The organism is Streptomyces sp. LaBMicrA B280, assembly GCF_049222185.1.
GTDB lineage: Bacteria > Actinomycetota > Actinomycetes > Streptomycetales > Streptomycetaceae > Streptomyces > Streptomyces murinus.
This window is the reverse complement of the sequence record NZ_JBMJCT010000011.1, coordinates 498743-515320: the sequence shown is the minus strand read 5'-3', so window position 1 is coordinate 515320 and position 16578 is coordinate 498743. Positions and strand designations below refer to the sequence as shown.

General features: G+C 69.3%; 20 protein-coding genes. 15 read left to right on the top strand and 5 right to left on the bottom strand.

The features are described from left to right. Positions 1 to 12 precede the first annotated feature (12 nt). The 5 genes from ACLF5H_RS12730 to ACLF5H_RS12710 all read left to right on the top strand — a co-directional run bounded on the left by ACLF5H_RS12730 (position 13) and on the right by ACLF5H_RS12710 (position 4847). Complete coding sequence (locus ACLF5H_RS12730) at positions 13 to 936, top strand: oxidoreductase (protein ID WP_421676158.1); 924 nt, start codon at positions 13 to 15, stop codon at positions 934 to 936. A 156-nt stretch (positions 937 to 1092) separates the two neighbouring features. Further along, complete coding sequence (locus tag ACLF5H_RS12725; RefSeq protein ID WP_421676157.1) at positions 1093 to 1920, top strand: SDR family oxidoreductase; 828 nt, start codon at positions 1093 to 1095, stop codon at positions 1918 to 1920. Between the two features lie 139 nt (positions 1921 to 2059). After that, positions 2060 to 2830: a trypsin-like serine peptidase gene (locus ACLF5H_RS12720; protein WP_421676156.1), complete on the top strand. Its 771-nt coding sequence runs from the start codon at positions 2060 to 2062 to the stop codon at positions 2828 to 2830. Positions 2831 to 2959: 129 nt separating this feature from the next. Then, the gene (locus ACLF5H_RS12715; protein ID WP_421676155.1) at positions 2960 to 3967 is read left to right on the top strand and encodes an NlpC/P60 family protein; all 1008 of its coding nucleotides are present in this window, start codon (positions 2960 to 2962) and stop codon (positions 3965 to 3967) included. 175 nt (positions 3968 to 4142) lie between these two features. Further along, a complete protein-coding gene (locus tag ACLF5H_RS12710) occupies positions 4143 to 4847 on the top strand; it encodes a phosphatase PAP2 family protein (protein WP_421676154.1) in 705 nt (234 codons plus the stop codon). Positions 4848 to 4886: 39 nt separating this feature from the next. Here the strand turns inward: ACLF5H_RS12710 and ACLF5H_RS12705 are convergent, their stop codons facing one another. Beyond that, positions 4887 to 6482 (bottom strand): FAD-binding oxidoreductase, encoded by a 1596-nt coding sequence (locus ACLF5H_RS12705; protein ID WP_421676153.1) that lies wholly within the window; start codon positions 6480 to 6482, stop codon positions 4887 to 4889. Positions 6483 to 6813: 331 nt separating this feature from the next. Between ACLF5H_RS12705 and pstS the strand changes: the two genes are divergently transcribed. The 4 genes from pstS (at position 6814) to pstB (ending at position 10951) form a co-directional block, all read left to right on the top strand. Further along, positions 6814 to 7944 carry a phosphate ABC transporter substrate-binding protein PstS gene (pstS, locus tag ACLF5H_RS12700; protein WP_421676152.1) on the top strand — a complete coding sequence of 377 codons (1131 nt, stop codon included), beginning with the start codon at positions 6814 to 6816 and terminating at the stop codon, positions 7942 to 7944. A 125-nt stretch (positions 7945 to 8069) separates the two neighbouring features. Continuing rightward, a complete protein-coding gene (gene pstC / locus ACLF5H_RS12695; protein WP_421676151.1) occupies positions 8070 to 9077 on the top strand; it encodes a phosphate ABC transporter permease subunit PstC in 1008 nt (335 codons plus the stop codon). Further along, a complete protein-coding gene (gene pstA / locus ACLF5H_RS12690) occupies positions 9074 to 10135 on the top strand; it encodes a phosphate ABC transporter permease PstA (RefSeq protein ID WP_361682629.1) in 1062 nt (353 codons plus the stop codon). The genes pstC and pstA overlap by 4 nt, the downstream gene beginning before the upstream one ends. Positions 10136 to 10174: 39 nt before the next feature. Further along, complete coding sequence (pstB, locus tag ACLF5H_RS12685; protein WP_085565458.1) at positions 10175 to 10951, top strand: phosphate ABC transporter ATP-binding protein PstB; 777 nt, start codon at positions 10175 to 10177, stop codon at positions 10949 to 10951. Positions 10952 to 11045: 94 nt separating this feature from the next. On the opposite strand, the gene ACLF5H_RS12680 is transcribed toward pstB, so the two are convergent. Then, on the bottom strand, positions 11046 to 11513 hold the full coding sequence (locus ACLF5H_RS12680; RefSeq protein ID WP_421676150.1) for an NUDIX hydrolase: 468 nt from the start codon (positions 11511 to 11513) through the stop codon (positions 11046 to 11048). After that, on the bottom strand, positions 11500 to 11655 hold the full coding sequence (locus ACLF5H_RS12675) for a hypothetical protein (RefSeq protein WP_421676149.1): 156 nt from the start codon (positions 11653 to 11655) through the stop codon (positions 11500 to 11502). Before ACLF5H_RS12675 ends, ACLF5H_RS12680 begins: the two co-directional genes overlap by 14 nt. A 146-nt stretch (positions 11656 to 11801) precedes the next feature. Here ACLF5H_RS12675 and ACLF5H_RS12670 point away from each other — a divergent pair, with 146 nt between their 5' ends. From ACLF5H_RS12670 to ACLF5H_RS12650, 5 genes are read left to right on the top strand one after another with little or no spacing between them, the layout of a single operon-like run. After that, a complete protein-coding gene (locus ACLF5H_RS12670) occupies positions 11802 to 11996 on the top strand; it encodes a hypothetical protein (RefSeq protein WP_421676148.1) in 195 nt (64 codons plus the stop codon). Further along, entirely contained in the window at positions 11980 to 12510 is a 531-nt protein-coding gene (locus ACLF5H_RS12665) for a DUF6879 family protein (protein WP_421676147.1), read from the top strand. The genes ACLF5H_RS12670 and ACLF5H_RS12665 overlap by 17 nt, the downstream gene beginning before the upstream one ends. Then, positions 12507 to 13415 (top strand): helix-turn-helix domain-containing protein, encoded by a 909-nt coding sequence (locus tag ACLF5H_RS12660; RefSeq protein WP_421676146.1) that lies wholly within the window; start codon positions 12507 to 12509, stop codon positions 13413 to 13415. The genes ACLF5H_RS12665 and ACLF5H_RS12660 overlap by 4 nt, the downstream gene beginning before the upstream one ends. Beyond that, positions 13399 to 13839: a glycine-rich domain-containing protein gene (locus ACLF5H_RS12655; RefSeq protein ID WP_421676145.1), complete on the top strand. Its 441-nt coding sequence runs from the start codon at positions 13399 to 13401 to the stop codon at positions 13837 to 13839. Before ACLF5H_RS12660 ends, ACLF5H_RS12655 begins: the two co-directional genes overlap by 17 nt. 40 nt (positions 13840 to 13879) lie before the next feature. After that, positions 13880 to 14272 carry a hypothetical protein gene (locus ACLF5H_RS12650; RefSeq protein WP_421676144.1) on the top strand — a complete coding sequence of 131 codons (393 nt, stop codon included), beginning with the start codon at positions 13880 to 13882 and terminating at the stop codon, positions 14270 to 14272. 100 nt (positions 14273 to 14372) lie between these two features. Here ACLF5H_RS12650 and ACLF5H_RS12645 read toward each other — a convergent pair whose 3' ends face one another. Together ACLF5H_RS12645 and ACLF5H_RS12640 are read right to left on the bottom strand one after the other, a co-directional pair. Further along, on the bottom strand, positions 14373 to 15371 hold the full coding sequence (locus ACLF5H_RS12645; protein WP_421676143.1) for an inorganic phosphate transporter: 999 nt from the start codon (positions 15369 to 15371) through the stop codon (positions 14373 to 14375). Between the two features lie 7 nt (positions 15372 to 15378). After that, on the bottom strand, positions 15379 to 15999 hold the full coding sequence (locus ACLF5H_RS12640) for a DUF47 domain-containing protein (RefSeq protein WP_037653474.1): 621 nt from the start codon (positions 15997 to 15999) through the stop codon (positions 15379 to 15381). Positions 16000 to 16232: 233 nt separating this feature from the next. Here ACLF5H_RS12640 and ACLF5H_RS12635 point away from each other — a divergent pair, with 233 nt between their 5' ends. Beyond that, positions 16233 to 16577 (top strand): metal-sensitive transcriptional regulator, encoded by a 345-nt coding sequence (locus tag ACLF5H_RS12635; RefSeq protein ID WP_085565448.1) that lies wholly within the window; start codon positions 16233 to 16235, stop codon positions 16575 to 16577. The last annotated feature ends 1 nt before the right edge of the window (position 16578 follow it).

Here is a 16578-nt window from a genome sequence, read left to right as displayed (position 1 = left end):
TACATTGAGGTCATGGCTGAGACGACCGGCGCGCGCGGTGCGCGCAAGTGGAACGTGAACCGCATCCCCGACCAGACCGGCCGTACGGCCGTGATCACCGGCGCCAACAGCGGCCTCGGCCTGGTGGCGGCCGAGGCGCTGGCGCGGGCCGGCGCGCATGTGGTGTTCGCCGTACGGGACGAGGCGCGGGGCGGCGTCGCCGCGGCGCGGGTGGCGGGCAGCACCGAGGTGCGCCGGCTCGACCTCGCGGACCTGGACTCGGTGCGCGCCTTCGCCGCCGCCTGGGACCGCCCGCTGGATCTGCTGATCAACAACGCGGGCGTGATGATGCTGCCGGAGCAGCGCACCGCGCAGGGCTTCGAGCGGCAGTTCGGCACCAACCACCTCGGGCACTTCGCGCTGACGAACCTGCTGCTGCCGCACCTCACCGACCGCGTGGTGACGCTGGCCTCCACCGCGCACCGCTGGGGCGATCAGCGCATCAGCTTCGAGGACGTGAACCTGCGCGGCCGCTACACCCCGACGCGCGCCTACGCCCAGTCCAAGCTGGCGAACCTCCTGTTCACCCTGGAACTCCAGCGCCGCTTGGCCGGGGCCGGTTCCGGGGTGCGCGCGCTGGCCGCCCACCCCGGCTACGCCGCCACCAACCTGCAGAGTCACCACGCGAGCGCCCTGGCCCGGATCGGCATGGTCGTCGCCAACCGCGTCGTCGCCCAGAGCGACCGGGCCGGCGCCCTGCCCACCCTCTTCGCGGCCACCCAGGACCTGCCGGGCGCGGCCTACGTCGGCCCGGACGGCCTCGGCGAGTTCCGCGGCGCCCCGACCCTGGTCGCCCGCAGCGCGGCGGCGAGCGACCCGGAGGCGGCGCGGCGGCTGTGGACGCTGTCGGAGGAGCTGACGGGGGTCGAGTGGAAGGCACCCGTCGGGAACGGGTGAGCGGGAACGGGCGAGCGGCAAGGGGTGAAGGGGAAGGGTGAAGAGGAGGGGTGAAGGGGAGGGGAAAGGTGTAGGGGACCGGATACGGTGTGGGTAAGGGATTCCCCGGAACTTTCCAGGAATCGTCAGGACGCACCACGGACCGAGACCGACCCCATGACCTCGGCAGAGACGGGCACCGGCAGCGGCGGCCCGGTGAACGGCGGCGACCCCGCGCCCGGCGGCGGCCCCGTGACCTTCCGGCTCGACGGCCGTACGGCCCTCGTGACGGGATCGGCGCGCGGCCTCGGCCTGGAGATGGCGCGCGGTCTGGCCGGGGCCGGCGCGCGGGTGGTCCTCAACGGCCGGGACCCGGCGGCCCTCGCCGCGGCGGCCGAGCGGCTGCGGACGGCGGGCGGGTACGACATCGCGACCGCCGCGTTCGACGTCACGGACCGGGCGGCGGCGCAGGCGGCGGTCGAGGAGCTGGGCGATCTCGACATCCTGGTCAACAACGTGGGCCACCGGGACCGGCGGGGCGTGGCGGAGCTGACGCCCCACGATCTGAACGCGCTGCTCGACGTGGATCTGACCTCGGCGTACGCGCTGAGCCAGGTGGTGGCCCGTGGGCTGGCCGCGCGCGGGGTGGCGGGCCGTATCGTCAACGTGTCCTCGGTGGTGGGGCAGTTGGGCCGTACGGGTGATGTCGGCTACGCCACCGCGAAGGCGGGCCTGGACGGTCTGACCCGGGCCCTCGCGGCGGACCTCGGGCCGAGCGGTACGACCGTCAACTCGGTCGCGCCGGGCACCTTCGCCACCGAGGTCAACGCCGAACTCACCACGGATCCCGGCTGGGAGCGCTGGCTGCGCACCCGTACCGCGCTCGGGCGCTGGGGCCGGCCGGAGGAGATCGCCGGGGTGGTCGTCTTCCTGGCGAGCGGCGCGGCGTCCTTCATCACCGGGCAGACCATCGCGGTGGACGGCGGGATGACGACGACGTTCTGACCCACGGTGACCGGTGGGGAGGCGGCCCCGGCGGGGGGACAGTAGCGTGGTGCCCGCACCGGCCATCGGGAGGTTTCTGCGGAAATTCTCAGCGAAGTCGGAGCGGGTTTCTCACCTTCGTGAGACAGAGTGAGGCCTGATGAAGCGCATCTCACGCATCTCGGTCACCTCGCGTCCCGCGTTGCTCGGGGCAGTGGTGATGCTCGCCCTGACCTCGGCGTCCGTGGCTTCCGCCGATGACGGGCCGGGACCCTTCGGGGTCACCGCGGACGCGGTCGCGTCCGTGCGCGAGGCCCGGGTGGGCGCGCTGTTCGACGCGGACCGGGCGTCGCGGCTGGCCGGCGGTCACTTCTGTACGGCCTCGGTGGTGCACAGCCCGCGGGGCGACCTCATCGCCACCGCCGCGCACTGTGTGAACGCCCAGGACCGGGACCTGGTGTTCGTGCCGGGCTACCGCGGCGGGCAGGCGCCGTACGGGGTGTGGAAGGTGACCCGGCGCTTCCTGCCGGACAGCTGGGCGAGGGACCAGGACGAGGACAGCGACGTCGCCCTCGTGACGGTGGCCGATCTCGACGGGCAGAGCGTCGAACAGGTGGTCGGCGGCAACCGCTTCGTCACCGGCGCGACGACCGGCGCGACCGCGGTGACGGTCACCGGCTACCCCGACTCCCGCGAACTCCCCATCCGCTGCACCAACAAGCCGCGCCGCCAGAGCCCCACCCAACAGCGCATCTACTGCCCCTCCTTCACCGGCGGCACCAGCGGCAGCCCCTGGATCAACGGCGACCACCAGGTCGTCGGCATCCTCGGCGGCCACGAGGAGGGCGGCTCCACGGACGACGTGTCCTACAGCGTGGTGCTGAGCACGGAGGCGGCGGAGCTGTACCGGGACGCGACGGCGGCCGGCTGACCGAGCCGGCCGACCCCTTCTTCTCCCCTCTGGAACTGTCGAACCGCTGTGGCTCGGACGGGCGTTCTCGTGCTGAGCCCCTGCGGCTCCTACACTGCATTCGGCGGACTGGCCGACGGTGAGGGGCGGTTGACGGTGCGTAAGGCGTGGATCGTCGGTGGTGCCGTCGTGGCGGGCGGGCTGAGTTTCGTCATGGTGCTCGTGGTCGCGGTGTACCTGGTCGCCGGGAACCTCGTGGGGGGCATGGCCGCGAGCGGGCGGGCGCTGGCCAAGGGCGCGGTGCCGGCGGCGTACCAGCAACTGGTCGCGAAGTGGGGGAACCTGTGTCCCGCGCTGACCCCGGCGCTGCTCGCGGCGCAGCTGTACCAGGAGAGCGGCTGGAACCCCAGGGTGGTCAGCCCGGCCGACGCCCGCGGGATCGCCCAGTTCATCCCGAGCACCTGGGCGACGCACGGCATCGACGGCAACGGCGACGGCAAGCGCGACATCTGGGACCCGAATGACGCGATTCCGTCGGCGGCGTCGTACGACTGCGAACTGGCCAAGTACGTCAAGGATGTTCCGGGCAACGTCTCCGACAACATGCTCGCGGCGTACAACGCCGGGGCGTACCGGGTCATCCAGGCCGGTGGGGTGCCGGGCATCAGCGAGACCCAGAACTACGTCCAGCGCATCAACAGCCTCGCGGAGAGCTTCGCCGCGCCGCCCAGCCGGCTCGATCCCACCCGGCAGGCCGCCGGTGCGATCGACTTCGCGCAGAAGAAGCTGGGCACGCCGTATCTGTGGGGCGGCGAGGGCACGGCCGCGCAGGGCGGGCGTTTCGACTGCTCGGGGCTGACCCAGGCCGCGTACGCGAGCGTCGGGATCAAGCTGCCGCGGGTGGCCAACGACCAGTACAACGCCGGTCCGCACCCCTCGCGCAGCCAGCTGCTCCCCGGTGACCTGGTGTTCTTCTCCCATGACCCCACCGACTCCCGGGCCATCCACCACGTGGGTATCTACGTCGGTGGCGGGTACATGATCGACGCGCCGCGCACGGGGGCGGTGATCCGGTTCGACCCGATCGACGGAGCGGATTATTTCGGCGCCACCCGGGTGACCGAAGATGGCGCAAAAGCGCTCCCCACGGCGGTGTAAACCGTGCGTGAACCTACCCCCTGAGCTGCGAGGATGAGTCTCTCTTCGATAACGTCTGCGTGATCTTTCGGTGGAGAGTGGAACGCAATGGTGGTGACCGTGCGTTCCTGTTGACGGGGGTCGGTGCGACGCACACGAGGTGCGTCCGGGAAGACGACGAAGGGGCCGCAGCACCATGGCTGTACTCGCCGAATCCGGATCGAACCCCGACGTCGAACTGCTGTATGACATCAACGGTCTGGCCAGGAGCGCGCCGCACTGGTTCGACCGGATCATGGAGTTCGTGGGCGAGTACGGGCTGCTGCTCGCGATGGTCCTGCTCGTGGTGTGGTGCTGGTGGTCCGTGCGGCGCCGGGGCCAGGAGGACGCGGCGACATCCGTGGCCGCGCTGGTGTGGGCCCCGCTCGCGGCCGGGATCGCGGTGCTGGTGAACATCCCGATCCGGGGATTCGTGTCACGGCCGCGGCCCTTCGTGGACCATCAGGGGCTCGATGTCCTCGTCTCCGGCAAGACCGACTTCTCCTTCGTCAGCGATCACGCCACGCTGACGATGGCGCTCGGCGTGGGGCTGTTCGTCGCCAACCGCAGGTTCGGCATCGCCGGGATCGGGCTGGCCCTCCTGGAGGGCTTCTGCCGGGTCTACATGGGCGTGCACTACCCGACGGACGTGATCGGCGGTTTCGCCCTCGGCACGGCCGTGGCCCTGCTGCTGGCCCCGCTCGCCTCCGCCCTGCTCACCCCGCTGATGAAGGCGGTGGAGCGGGCGCCGAGGGTGTCGTGGATCGTGCGCCGCAGGGCGGCGGCCGAGGTTCCGGTGGTGCCGGGCGCCCGGCGGTCCGTGGAGCCGATGGACTCCGAGGAACGGGACCTGGCGGCGTAACCGGGGGGCGCCCGCTGAGGGGCGCCCCCGGGTTCCGGCCTACACCCCCTGCGCGTACGAGAAGAACCTCGACGGGTCGTACTGCTGCTTCACCTTCGCGAGCCGCGCCGCCGCGTCCCCGTAGTACGCCTTCCGCCAGTTCGTCAGCGTCGGGTCGGTGTAGTTCTGGTACGCCGCGCCGGAGGCGTACGGCGCCATCGCGCGATGGGCCGACGTCAGCCACGACTGCGCCGAACCGCCGGAGGCCCCCGCGGGCCAGGACGCGATGTACTGCGCCAGCATCCGCGAGCGCCGGTGCACGAAGGCCGTCGCCGTCGGCGCGACGCGGTTCACCGCCCCGCCCAGTGCCGTGAACGCGACGCTGCCCGCCCCGCCCCGCACCCCCGCGATCTGCCGCAGCACCGTCTGGATGCCCGCCGCGGACAGGGACCGGTCGAAGAAGTCCGAGCGGGCCGCGTACGTCTCGCGCCCGAGCGCCCCCTGGGCCGAGCGGCCCGGCGTGCTGCCGGGCAGATGGCACTGGGCCTGCGCGGAGAAGGAGGAGCACCCGGCGTAGATCTCCATCGCCTCCTCGTAGCCCCGCCGGTGCAGGGAGACGGAGGTGGCGTTGGCGCCGGCCTGGTGGGCGAGGCGGTCCACCGCGTTCTTCAGCTCGTTGTAGGTGCCGATGGAGAAGCAGGAGACGGAGATCGTCGGCGTACGGCCCGGCACGCACGCCAGGTGCAGGGAGGACCAGATCTCGTCCGGCTGCGTCGGCCCCCACTCCTGCCACGCCTTGAGCACCGCCGCCGCCTTCGACCACGGCCAGGACAGATACGCGGTGACCGCCTGCGGCGCCGGATGGGTGCGGAAGTGCAGTTCGGTGACGACGCCGAAGTTGCCGTTGCCCGCGCCGCGCAGCGCCCAGAAGAGGTCCGAGTGCTGCGTCGCGTCGGCGGTGATCTGCTTGCCGTCGGCCGTGACCAGGGTCGCCTGGGTGAGGCTGTCGCAGGTCAGGCCGTACGCCCGGGAGACGACCCCGTGGCCGCCGCCGAGCACCAGACCGGAGACGCCGACCGTGGGGCAGGAGCCCGCCGGTATGGTCACGCCCTTCGCGGCCAGCCCCCGGTACACGTCGATCAGCTTGGCACCGGCGCCCACCACCGCCTGGCTCCCGCTCACCCGTATCCGGTTCAGCCGCGAGACATCGACGATCAGCCGGTTGTCGCCGGAGGAGTAACCGGCGTAGGAGTGGCCGCCGTTGCGTATCGACACCGGTATGTGCCGGCTCTTCGCGTACGACAGCACGGTGCGGATGTCGGCGGCGTGCGCGACGTAGGCGACGGCGGCGGGCTTCAGGCCGTCGAAGCGGGTGTTGTACAGCTGGTGCGCGGTCTTCCACTGGGCGTCGCCCGGCCGCACCAGGGAGCCGTCGAGGTCCCGGCCGAGGGCGGTCCAGTCGGCGGGGCCGCTCGCGCCGGCCGCACCGCTCGCGCTGGTGGTCCTCATCGCCGTGAGCGACGTCGAGGACGCCCCGGACACGCCCGAGGAATGCGCCTGGGCCGCGGCGGAGTGCCCGCCGCCCGCCCCGCACCCGGTCAGTGCCGTCGTCGCCAGCGCGGCCGCGCCGCCCGAGATGAACGTACGCCGTTCCATGTCTCCGTCGCCTTTCCGCGGCCGAGGTGGCCTCCGGGAGACGAGACGACGGCAGGTACAGCAGGGTTCCCCCGTACGGGTGCCGAACATCGCATATGTGTGCCTCCGCCCCGGTCGTCGGAATCGGCGCGTGCTCTCCCCGTGAGCATTCCGTGACCTCACCGGGCCGACGGCAGGGGTTCACCCGCCGTTCATTTATGGCCTTCGGCCGCTTCACCTGATCTGCCTAATTTCGGCCTTACCCGGTGCGGAGTGCGGTTCGGATGCGCTCACCGCACCACTGACTTCGCACGCCGCCGACAGCGGCGGCTCCTGGAAGGAACTCCCGAACGTGAAGCTTCAGCGCAAGAACCGGCTGCGCGCCGTGACCCTCGGTGCTCTCGCCGTCTCCGGCGCCCTGGCCCTGACGGCGTGTGGCTCCGACGACAACGGCGGCGGTTCCAAGCCCTCGGGTGGCGCCTCGGCCTCCAACGCCTCTTCCATCAAGTGCGACGGCGCCAAGGGCCAGCTGCTCTCGGACGGCTCTTCCGCGCAGAAGAACGCGATCGACGCCTGGGTCAAGAACTTCTCGCAGGCTTGCGGCGTGCAGATCAACTACAAGGCCGGCGGCTCCGGCGCCGGTGTGACCTCCTTCACCCAGGGCCAGATCCCGTGGGCGGGCTCCGACTCGGCGCTCAAGCCCGAAGAGGTCACCGCGTCCAAGAAGGTCTGCTCCGGCGGCCAGGGCATCGACCTCCCGATGGTCGGCGGCCCGATCGCCATCGGCTACAACCTGAACGGCGTGGACAACCTCGTCCTGGACGCCCCGACCCTCGCCAAGATCTTCGACGGCAAGATCACCAACTGGAACGACGCCGCGATCAAGAAGCTGAACCCCTCGGCGAAGCTTCCCGACCTGAAGATCCAGGCGTTCCACCGCTCGGACGACTCCGGCACCACGGACAACCTCACCAAGTACCTGAAGGCCGCCACCCCGGACAACTGGAAGTACTCGGGCGGCAAGACCTGGCAGGCCAAGGGCGGCCAGTCCGCCGCGCAGTCCTCGGGCGTGGCCCAGCAGGTCAAGCAGACCAACGGCGCCATCGGCTACTTCGAGCTGTCGTACGTCGGTGACGGCGTCAAGGCCGTGAACATCAGCACCGGCGCCTCCCAGCCGGTCGCCCCCAGCACCGAGAGCGCCACCAAGGCCATCGCCGACGCCAAGGTCGTCGGCACCGGCAGCGACCTGTCGCTCCAGCTGAACTACAACACCAAGGCCGACGGCGCCTACCCGATCACCCTGGTGACGTACGAGATCGCCTGCGACAAGGGCAACAAGGCCGACACCCTGCCCACCGTCAAGGCGTTCCTCAACTACATGGCTTCCGAGGACGGCCAGAAGCTCCTCAGCGGCATCGACTACGCGCCGATGCCCGACGCGATCATCGGCAAGGTCCGCACCACCATCGCGGGCCTGAGCTGACCTGATCCGAGAGTGCGGCCCGGTCCCACGGCCTCCCCGCGGGCCGGGCCGCACCGTCCGGTGCACCGCCGCCACGAGCCGCACGCCCCCACCGGGGCGAGCGGCTCCGCAGACCGGAGAACCCGATGGACATAACGAAGACAACCGACGCACCACCCCCCGCATCCCAGCCGACCGCCGCCGAACCGAAGAAGAACGCGAACCGCAGCGCCACCCGCGCCGGTGACCGCATCTTCCTCGGCCTCTCCCGCGGCTCCGGCATCCTGCTCCTGGTGATCATGGCCGCCATCGCGGTCTTCCTCACCTACCGCGCGTCCCTCGCGATCAGCAAGGACCACGGCAACTTCCTGACCACCTTCGAGTGGAACACCAACCTGATGCCGCCGTCGTTCGGCATCGCGGTCCTCGCCTTCGGCACGGTGGTCTCCTCGATCGTCGCCATGGCCCTGGCCGTACCGGTCGCCGTCGCCATCGCGCTGTTTCTCACGCACTACGCCCCCCGCCGGATGAGCGGCCCGGTCGCCTATGTGATCGACCTGCTCGCCGCGGTGCCGTCCATCGTGTACGGCCTCTGGGGCGCCCTGATCCTCGTACCGCACCTGAACGGCCTGTTCGGCTGGCTCAACGAGTACCTCGGCTGGACCGGGATCTTCTCCTGGCAGGGCGGCGCGCCCCGCTCGATGCTCACCGTGGGCATCCTGCTCGCGATCATGATCCTGCCGATCATCACCAACGTGAGCCGCGAGGTCTTCCGCCAGGTCCCGCGGATGCACGAGGAGGCCGCGCTGGCCCTCGGCGCCACCCGCTGGGAGGTCATCCGCATGTCGGTGCTGCCCTTCGGGCGCTCCGGCGTGATCTCCGCCTCGATGCTCGGCCTCGGCCGCGCGCTCGGCGAGACGATGGCCGTGGCCACGGTCCTCTCCCCGACCTTCGACATCCAGACCAGCCTGCTCGACCCGGGCGGCGGCACCTTCGCCCAGAACATCGCCAGCAAGTTCGGCGAGGCCACGCAGGACGGCCGGGACGCGCTGATCGCCTCCGGTCTGGTCCTGTTCGTCATCACCCTGCTGGTCAACGGCGCGGCCCGCGCGATCATCGCCCGCCGCAAGGAGTACTCGGGGGCCAACGCATGAGCACCGCAGCCGTCACCGACAAGCGCCGCAGCTCGCTGCGGAGCGCCAGCCTGCCGAAGTGGTCGCCCTGGGCGATCGCCGCGGGCTCGATCGTGGTCGCGGTGGGCATCGGCGAGGGCGCCGGCCTGACCAGCCACATCCAGTGGGGCCTGATCGCCGCGCTGCTGTTCGTCCTCGGCACCTATGTCATCGCCTCCGCGGTGGAGGGCCGCCGCCAGGCCAAGGACCGCATCGCCACCTCGCTGGTGTGGGTCGCCTTCCTGATCGCGCTGCTCCCGCTGGTCTCGCTGATCTGGACCACGGTCAAGCGCGGGGTGAAGGTCCTCGACCCCTACTTCCTGACGCACTCCATGGGCGTCGTCGCCGACTCCGAGCCGGGCGGCGGCATCTACCACGCGATCATCGGCAGCCTGGAGCAGGTCGGCCTCGCCACCCTGATCGGCGCGCCGGTGGGTGTGCTCACCGCGATCTACCTGGTGGAGTACGGCCGCGGCGGCCTCGCCCGCGCGGTCACCTTCTTCGTCGACGTCATGACGGGCATCCCGTCGATCGTCGCCGGTCTCTTCATCCTCAGCCTGATGCTGATGGCCGACATGCAGCCCTTCGGCTTCGCCGGCTCGCTGGCGCTGGCGATCCTGATGATGCCGGTCGTGGTCCGCTCCACGGAGGAGATGCTCAAGCTCGTACCGAACGAGCTGCGCGAGGCGTCCCTGGCGCTCGGTGTGCCCAAGTGGCGCACCATCCTGAAGGTGGTCCTGCCGACCTCCATCGGCGGCATCACCACGGGCATCATGCTGGCCATCGCCCGTATCGCGGGTGAGACGGCGCCGGTCCTGCTGCTGGTGTGGGGCAACTCCTTCATCAACAACAACCCGTTCTCGGGTGCCCAGCAGGCGCTGCCGCTGTACATCTACCAGCAGTACTCGCAGAGCTCCGGTTCCACGGCGGCGTACGACCGCGCCTGGGCGGCCTCGCTCACGCTGATCGCCTTCGTGATGATCCTCAACCTGGCGGCCCGCGGCATCGCCCGCTGGAAGGCCCCGAAGACCGGTCGCTGACGGCGGCCCCCTCAGCGACTGACGGAAGTGAAGTAAGTAATGGCCAAGCGAATCGACGTAAGCGGACTGACCGCCTACTACGGCTCCCACAAGGCGATCGAGGACATCTCGATGACCGTCGAGCCGCGTTCGGTGACGGCGTTCATCGGGCCCTCCGGCTGCGGCAAGTCGACGTTCCTGCGCACGCTGAACCGCATGCACGAGGTCACCCCGGGCGGGCGGGTCGAGGGCAAGGTGCTGCTCGACGACGAGGACCTGTACGGCAACGGGGTCGACCCGGTGTCGGTGCGGCGCGAGGTGGGCATGGTCTTCCAGCGCCCGAACCCGTTCCCCACCATGTCGATCTTCGACAACGTGGCCGCCGGTCTCCGGCTGAACGGCAACTACCGCAAGAGCGAGCTGAACGACGTCGTCGAGAAGTCGCTCAAGGGCGCGAACCTCTGGAACGAGGTCAAGGACCGGCTGAACAAGCCGGGTGCCGGGCTCTCCGGCGGCCAGCAGCAGCGGCTGTGCATCGCCCGCGCGATCGCGGTCGAGCCCAAGGTGCTGCTGATGGACGAGCCGTGCTCCGCGCTCGACCCGATCTCCACGCTCGCGATCGAGGACCTGATCGGTGAGCTGAAGGAACGGTTCACGATCGTCATCGTCACGCACAACATGCAGCAGGCGGCGCGTGTCTCCGACCGCACGGCCTTCTTCAACCTCGCGGCGGTCGGCCAGCCCGGCCGCCTGATCGAGATCGACGACACGGAGCGGATCTTCTCCAACCCGTCGGTCCAGGCGACGGAGGACTACATCTCCGGCCGCTTCGGCTGATCCCCCGATTTCCTCACCGGTGCTGCATGGCGGTGCCACCGGGAGGATGCAATGGGCCCGCCCCCGGATTCCCGGGGGCGGGCCCACGGCGTTTCTACCGGGCCGCGGGCATGGTGCCTTCGCGCCAGTCGTTCACGCGCTTGCGGATGCCGGGGACCATCGGCAGCGAGTCGACTTCCTCGGGCCGGAACCAGCGGACGTCCGTGGACTCCTCGGACACGGCCAGTCGCCCGGCCGTGGGCCGCGCCAGGAAGCAGACGGAGAACTCCTGCCGCACCTCGCCGTCGTCGTAGGCGAAGACGTGACGCGGGTTGCTGTACGTCCCGACGATGCCGACGATCTCGACATCGAAGCCGGTCTCCTCACGCGTCTCACGGACGGCGCAGCCGGGCAGCGACTCCCCGATGTGCATGGCACCTCCGGGCAGTGCCCACATGCCGTTGTCGCGGCGGCGCTGGAGCAGGATGCGTCCGCAGTCGTCGACGACGACGGTCGAGGCGGCGGGAACCAGACTGTTCGCCGCCGGGGCATCAGGATCATCCTCGTAATCACGCCTGCCCATCGGCTTCCCCTTCCCATACCGGAGTGCCTTGGGTCCACAGTTCCTCGACGTGCGAGGCGAAGCGATCGAACATGCCGTCGTCGAAGCGGAACACGGACAGGTGGGCGTGGCCCGCCTTCTTCGCAGCTGATGGCCAGAACATCGCCTCGTCCTGGTCTCAGCGTCCACCATCAGGTCCGCTTCATGGCGACGGTTTCCAGTAATGGAAACCAGGGGCTCTTGCCGAATGTGCGGCACGGTCGGGACGATCAGTGATGACGCCCGGTCCGCAAGTGGGAGGAGTCTGCGGTGGTAAAGCTGACGCGGCTGGTGGGTGACTGCGACGAGGGCGAGTGTCCGACGCTGTACGCCACCGATCGGGGAACCTTAGTCGTGCAGGGGGGCCTGCTGACCGATCACGGTCGGGACATCCCCTCGCACGAGGCCCTCGTCGAAGTCCCCGTCGAACTGATCCGAAAGGCTGTCCGTGGCAACCTCGTCTAGCCGGACGTTCGGGGAGTGGTTCACCGCGTTCGAGCGCGAAGCGTTCCGGCTCGAGACGCTGGACGACTACAGTCAGTCGGGAGGAGTCGATGCCTATCAGGCGTTTCTGGCAGGGCGCGAACAGCCGGAGTCGTACCGGACAGCCGAATGGCTGGCCACGGTGGGGAACGCCACCGGGGCCGGGAAGCGCGTGTATCGCGTTCATGTTCTGTCCCGTCCGCTCACGGATTATCTCCGGTTCGAGCTGTCCTGGGGATACCGGCGCAACATGACCGCCGGTGAGGAGTTCTTCATCCTCGACGTCACCGAGAAGGCGAACCCGATCCCGGACGCGCCCGACTTCTGGATGTTCGACGACACGGCCGCGGCAGTGATGTCGTACGACGACGCCGGTAAATACCTTGGGAGCGAATTCGCCGAGGAAGACCTGCTCGCCGATCTCCGGGCCTACCGGGACACCGCGCTGGCGCATGCCGTGCCGTTCGCGGATTGGTGGGCACGGCACGGGGAGTGAACAAGGCTGAGCTGGGGTCCGCGCTGCGGGCGCTGCGGCTGGCATCCGGAATGGAAGCCAAGACCGTCGCCCGCAGGGCGGCCATGTCCGGTTCGAAGCTGTCCAAGATCGAGAACGGCAGCGTGATGCCGAGTGTCGTGGACGTGGATCAGGTCCTGACCGCCATAGGGGTTTCCGAAGAAGTCAAGGCCGAGTACATGTCGGTCGCCAGGGCGGCGGCGACCGAGGCGACGGCCTGGCGTCTGTACCGGCGGCTCGGATACCACCGGAAACAGCAGCAGATCCAGGCGATCGAATCCCGTACGACTCTGTTGCGGCTCTTTCAACCCTCGCTCGTACCCGGCCTGCTTCAGACGCCGGAATATGTCCAGGCAGTGCTCGGCCGCAAGAATCTCACGGCGGACCAGCTCACACGGGCTGTAGGCGCGCGGCTTGCCAGACAGGGCATTCTGTACGAGCCGGGACGGCGGCTCCACTTCATCGTCACCGAGTCGGTGCTGCGCTGGAGAATTGTCCCGCCCCTCGTGATGGCCGGGCAACTCGACAAGCTCATCTCCGTTTCCCGGATCCCCGGTGTCGATCTCCGTGTCGTACCGCTGTCGACGCGTCAGACCGATTTTCCCAGCCACTCGTTCTCGATCAAGGATGACCGCATGGTGACGGTGGAAACCGTGCATGCGGAGCTTGCGGTGACCGACCCGCGAGACGTCGCCCTCTATGTCGAGAAATTCGAGGGATTCGCAGCCGTCGCCGTTTCCGGAGATGTCATGCGAAGCATGGTCGAGGAAATCCGCGATCAATTTCTGAGAGAACAGGAAATCGGCTGGAGCGGTGCACGTGGCCTGTCGAAGATGAGGCGTGTCGGATCAACCGGAGAGAGGAACCCTCATGACCGTGGCCCCTGACCGATCGGCCGTCGCCCTGCGGCGCGGACGCGACCTCGTGGCCCCCGAGCTGTTCGCACGGCTGACGGACTTCTGTGCCGAGGAGTACGGGTACGAGCGTTCCCTCGCCGAGCGGATCATGGACGAGGCCCTGGCGTTCGTGGACGTCATGGGCCGGACCGGCGAGGGCATGTCGCCCTCCAGGGCCGTGGACCCGGGGTGGCACACGTTCATGCTGCACACCGAGGAGTACGCCGAGTTCTGCCGGACCCGGTACGGCCGGTTCGTCCATCACGCGCCCAAGTCACGGTACCGGGACAGGGCGACCATGGCGGATGTCGTGGCGCGGATCCGTGCCCATGGCTTCTCCGTGGACGAGTCCCTGTGGGCCACCAGGGCGGACTGCAACGAACCGGCGTGCTGCGGCGACGGCCCCTGCTGCTGAGACCGTGGCGACCACCGGAGGAGCGAAAGGCCGGGGGCGGGTGACCGTGTTCTCCCTGTTCGGGCCCGTCTTCGGCTACGCGACCACGCTCGTGGAGGACCGGCAGTTCGCCTACGTGGGGCCGCTGACCCCCGGCGTCGGGTGGCACCTGCTGTGGCGGATGGCCGAGAGGTGCCACAACGACGGGGCGACGGAGGCCAGGAAGGCCGAGTGGATCGTCTCGCAGGCGTCCCGGGCGTTCATCTGCGGAAGCGGCGTCGTCGTGAAGCTCTCCGACGCCGACTGGGTGATGGAGCCGGGTGGCTGGGCCGTGGAGCTGGGCGGTTCCTGGTGCAACCAGGACGTCCTGGTCACCGGCGATCTCACGGTGCCGGTGCTTGCGGCCGGACAGGTCGCGGTGAGGCGCGGCCACTTCCCGCAGTACGCCGACTGACGCCCCGGTCGGCAGGGCAGGAAAAAGCCCACCCCCTCGCCCGGGCGCAAGGCCGACGAGAGGGTGGGCAGAGGGGAAGGCAGAGGAGAAGAGGGAACGGTCAGAGAACCGTCAGCTTCACCAGGCCGAAGGCCAGCGCGGCGACCAGCGCGGCCGCCGGCATCGTGATGAACCAGCCCAGGACGATGTTCTTGGCCACGCCCCAGCGCACCGCGTTCACCCGCTTGGTGGCGCCGACGCCCATGATGGCCGAGGTGATGACATGCGTCGTGGAGATCGGCGCCTTGAAGAGGTACGCCGTACCGAACATGATCGACGCGCCCGTCGCCTCCGCGGCGAACCCCTGCGGCGGGTCCAGTTCGATGATCTTCCGCCCGAGCGTGCGCATGATGCGCCAGCCACCGGCGTACGTGCCGAGCGACAGCATCATCGCCGAGACCAGCTTCACCCACACCGGGATCGGGTCGTCGAACGTTCCGTGTCCGGCGATGACCAGGGCCATCACCACGACACCCATCGTCTTCTGGGCGTCCTGGAGACCGTGGCCGAGGGCCATGCCCGCCGCGGAGACCGTCTGTGCGATGCGGAAGCCCCGCTTGGCCTTGTGCGGGTTGGCGCGGCGGAAGAGCCACATGATCAGCAGCATCACGAGATAGCCGACGACCAGACCGACGACCGGGGACAGAAACATCGGCACGATGATCTTGTTGACCACGCCGTCCCAGTGGACCGCCGTACCGCCCGCGAGCGCCGCCCCCACCAGGCCGCCGAACAGCGCGTGCGAGGAGGACGAGGGCAGGCCGTAGTACCAGGTGACCAGGTTCCAGGCGATCGCGCCGAGGAGCGCGGCGAAGAGGATCCCCATCCCCGTGCCGCCCGACGGCGTCTCGATCAGCCCCTCGCTGACCGTCTTGGCGACCCCGGAGCCGAGGAACGCGCCGGCGAGGTTCATCACGGCGGCCATCGCCAGCGCCGCCCGCGGGGTCAGCGCCCGCGTGGACACCGATGTGGCGATCGCGTTCGCCGAGTCGTGGAAGCCGTTGGTGTAGGTGAACAGAAGCGCGACCGCTACGGTCACGACCAGAGCCAGGGTGTCCATCGACGCCTCAGGACTCCTTGACGGCGATGGTCTCCACCGTGTTCGCCACGTGCTCGAACGCGTCCGCCGCCTCTTCCAGCACGTCCACGATCTGCTTGAGCTTCAGCACCTCGATCGCGTCGTACTTGCCGTTGAAGAGGTGCGCCAGCAGCTTGCGGTGGATCTGGTCGGCCTGGTTCTCCAGACGGTTGACCTCGATCCAGTACTCGGTGAGGTTGTCCATGGTGCGGAGGTTCGGCATCGCCTCCGCGGTCAGCTCGGCCGCGCGGGCCAGCACCTCGATCTGCTGCTCGACGCCCTTGGGCAGTTCCTCGACCTGGTAGAGGACGACGAGGTCGACGGCCTCCTCCATGAAGTCCATGATGTCGTCCAGGGAACCGGCGAGGGCGTAGATGTCCTCGCGGTCGAACGGCGTGATGAACGAGGAGTTCAGCTGGTGGAAGATCGCGTGCGTGGCATCGTCACCTGCGTGTTCCGCTGCCCGCATACGCTCTGCGATCTCGGCCCGGGCGGAGGAGTCCGCCCCGAGCAGTTCCATCAGGAGTTTCGAGCCGGTGACGATGTTGTCCGCGGAAGCGGCGAACATGTCATAGAAGCTCGTCTCCCTGGGGGTCAGACGAAAGCGCACGTGGGGTCCTCGGGGTGCTTCGGTTTCGGTCAGGCTGATGCTAGGCGCATCATCCGGCCACGGCTATCGGGCCGCCCTCCAGTGTCGCCCATCGAGCAGAGCGATCATCACGGGGGCGTACCAAGGCCCCCATACCCAGCAAAATTCGGTACCATATACCCAGTAGGGGTATGCCGGGCGATATGTCCCCCGGTGTGTGACCGAGAACACCCGTCCCGAGATGGAGGCCCGCTATGACGACTACCGAGGCCGGCGCCACGGCACCCTCCGAGCAGACGGACTGCGGTGAGCACGCCACGCACGGTTACCACAAGCAGAAGGACGAGCACCTCAAGCGGCTGCGCCGGATCGAGGGCCAGATTCGCGGCCTTCAGCGGATGGTCGACGAGGACACCTACTGCATCGACATACTCACCCAGGTCTCGGCCTCCACCAAGGCGCTGCAGTCCTTCGCGCTCCAGCTGCTGGAGGAGCACCTGCGGCACTGCGTGGCGGACGCGGCCCTCAAGGGCGGGGACGAGATCGAGGCGAAGGTGGACGAGGCGACGAAGGCGATCGGCCGCCTGCTGCGCACCTGAG